General features: G+C 60.6%; 1 protein-coding gene. It reads left to right on the top strand.

The genetic code is table 11. The annotated features are described in order from the left end of the window. Positions 1-366 precede the first annotated feature (366 nt). A complete protein-coding gene (locus tag AC1DY5_RS51925) occupies positions 367-1,749 on the top strand; it encodes a replication initiation protein (protein ID WP_478122062.1) in 1,383 nt (460 codons plus the stop codon). Positions 1,750-2,310: the final 561 nt, after the last annotated feature.

Consider the following 2,310-nt stretch of genomic DNA (forward strand, 5'->3'; position numbering starts at 1 on the left):
GAGAAGAGGCGGGGAGTTTTGGAGGTTCTGCGGGGATGAAGGTGAGGGGACTCGGGGCCTGAAGTGAAGCTTTGCAGGGACTTCGGTGAGTGACTTCGGGGGACGGTCATCTGGAGGTCCRGACGGCCGAAAAGGTGCGCTTGGGGGCCACTTTCGGCGCGAAAACGACCTCTGAGGTGAGAGATTGCAGGGACGACCCACGGGGCGCCCGCGTTTCAGGTGAGAGATTTCAGGGACTTGAGGCCCGTCCGAAAGCCAAAAAAGCTGGTTTCGGAGAGTTGAAGGAGATCAAAGGCGCTTTTGCAGCCCACTTCATGTGAAGCCCCACTTTCACGTCAAGCCGTTCCTGCCCTATAGTTGTGCGCCATGGACCTCATACCCGCCGCGCCGTCTCCCGTTCCCAAGCCAAGGCGCGTGATCCATGGCGTCCCCGAGTTGGAGGACAGCCGGATGCGAAAGCCGGTCAACACCCTGGCTGTCTCTCCGAAGAATCAGAAGATCACTCTGCTCGGACGAAAGATCTGGAACAAGCTCTTGAAGGAGGCCCAGCGCCAGGGCATGGACACCGAGACTCACAGCGCTCCGTTGCGCGAGATCGTTCAAGGCATCGAATACAACTCGAAGGACTTGGCGCTGGTGAAGCGGCACCTGCGCGCGATGATCACGACGCTGGTCGAATGGCAATCGCCGACCAAAGGGGAGGGCACTTTATGGGCGGCATGCGGCATGCTCGCCCACGCCAACCTCGAGTTGCGACAAGGCGAGACCTGGGTGGAATGGTCATACGCCGTGAACATGCGACAGGAGCTCTTGCAGCCCTACGTCTGGGCGCACTTGGACATGGAAATCATGGTCCAGTTCACCACCCACGCGGCTCTGTCCTTGTATGAGAACTGTGCGCGATACAAGGGGGTTGGCCAAACGCCGCAGCAGGACTGGAACTGGTGGCGCCCCGTCCTCACGGGCCGACCCGACACCGAGAAGTCCGCCAACTTCGAGTACCGCGTCTTCAAGAGGGATGTCCTCAACAAGGCCATTGCTCAGGTGAACCAGATCAGCGACATCGAACTCGAGATGGTCGAGTACAAAAGCGGCCGATTCATCTCCGCGCTCCAGTTTCGCGTCCGAAGCAAGAGGCAGCGCTCGCTGATGACCGACCACGATCGGCCAGTCGATCTGGCCTTGGTCGGGCGGGCCGAGGCGCTGGCGATCGAACCCGCGAAGGCGGAGTCGCTCATGGAGGAGTTTGGCGTCGAGGCGTTCGAGTCCGGGCTCAACGGCTTGGAGCGGCGCATCAAGAGCGATTTCGCCGAGCCGGTGCGCGACAACTATCGCTACCTCAAGACCATGTTGCCCAACGAGGCCAAGATCGTGGTTGCACAGATGGAGGAGGCTGCAGCAAAGGCCGACCCATCAAGTCCGGAGAGCCGGCGCGAACAGGACGCTCGCATGAAGGCCTGGGGCGAACAGTTCAAGTTGCGGGTCCGAGATGAGCTCGTGGCTGAACTCCAGCAACTGCCGTTGGAGCAGCAGGCGGTCATTGCAGGCGAGTTGCTCGAAGACCTAATGCGCCGCAGGGCTCACGCCAGCATCATCAAGCGACTACAGACGAGCGGATGGAACCACAATCTTGTGCGAGGCGAGATGGTCAAGTTTTACGGGTTCCGATCGCGCGGCGAACGATGGGACGAGCCGACGCCCGAGCAACTGCTCCAGGTCGCCGCTGAAGCTCGCCCCGTGCAGGCATAGCTTCGCGCCTTGGCGCGTGGCCCCGCGCGCCCTCCCATTGTTTCACCCATTGATCCGTTGCGAACTAATCCCGCAACAAGCCTTCGCTGCGAACTGGGATGGCCCATTGTTGCGTTCATTGTTGCGCGGCGAAACAATGAGCGAAACAGTGGGAGGGCGCCGCGCCGCCCGGTCGTTCCCGCCTGACTTCGTTCAAGGCGGGCCGACCATGCGCACGCCGCGGCCTGGAGCCGTCGGAGACGCCACTCACACGGGTGTCAACTCACACGGAATTTCTTTGTCTTAGAAGAGAGATCCAAGAACAAGAGAGCCAGTTCGGTGGGAATATCTGAGCTCGTTCATAGTTAGACCGAGATTCCATCAAGATTAAGGTCTAACTTTGACGGCGGCGCGCGCAAGTGGTTGATTCGAATGAGGAAACGGCCGCCTTGAGATGCTCATGCCCTGTTTGGCGACCAGCGCAAGGGTGGGGCAGGGCGGGGCGGTCGCCATCGAAAGGGGTGGACCCACTCTTGTCCAAGACAGAAAGGCGTTGAGCCATCCCGAGGTGTAGGGTAGCTG

The sequence above is a fragment of the Variovorax sp. P4_D9 genome (genome assembly GCF_056401695.1).

Bases quoted from the DNA above. Each gene is read 5' to 3' on its own strand.
- AC1DY5_RS51925 (WP_478122062.1), top strand. From the start codon at position 367: ATGGACCTCATACCCGCCGCGCCGTCTCCCGTTCCCAAGCCAAGGCGC.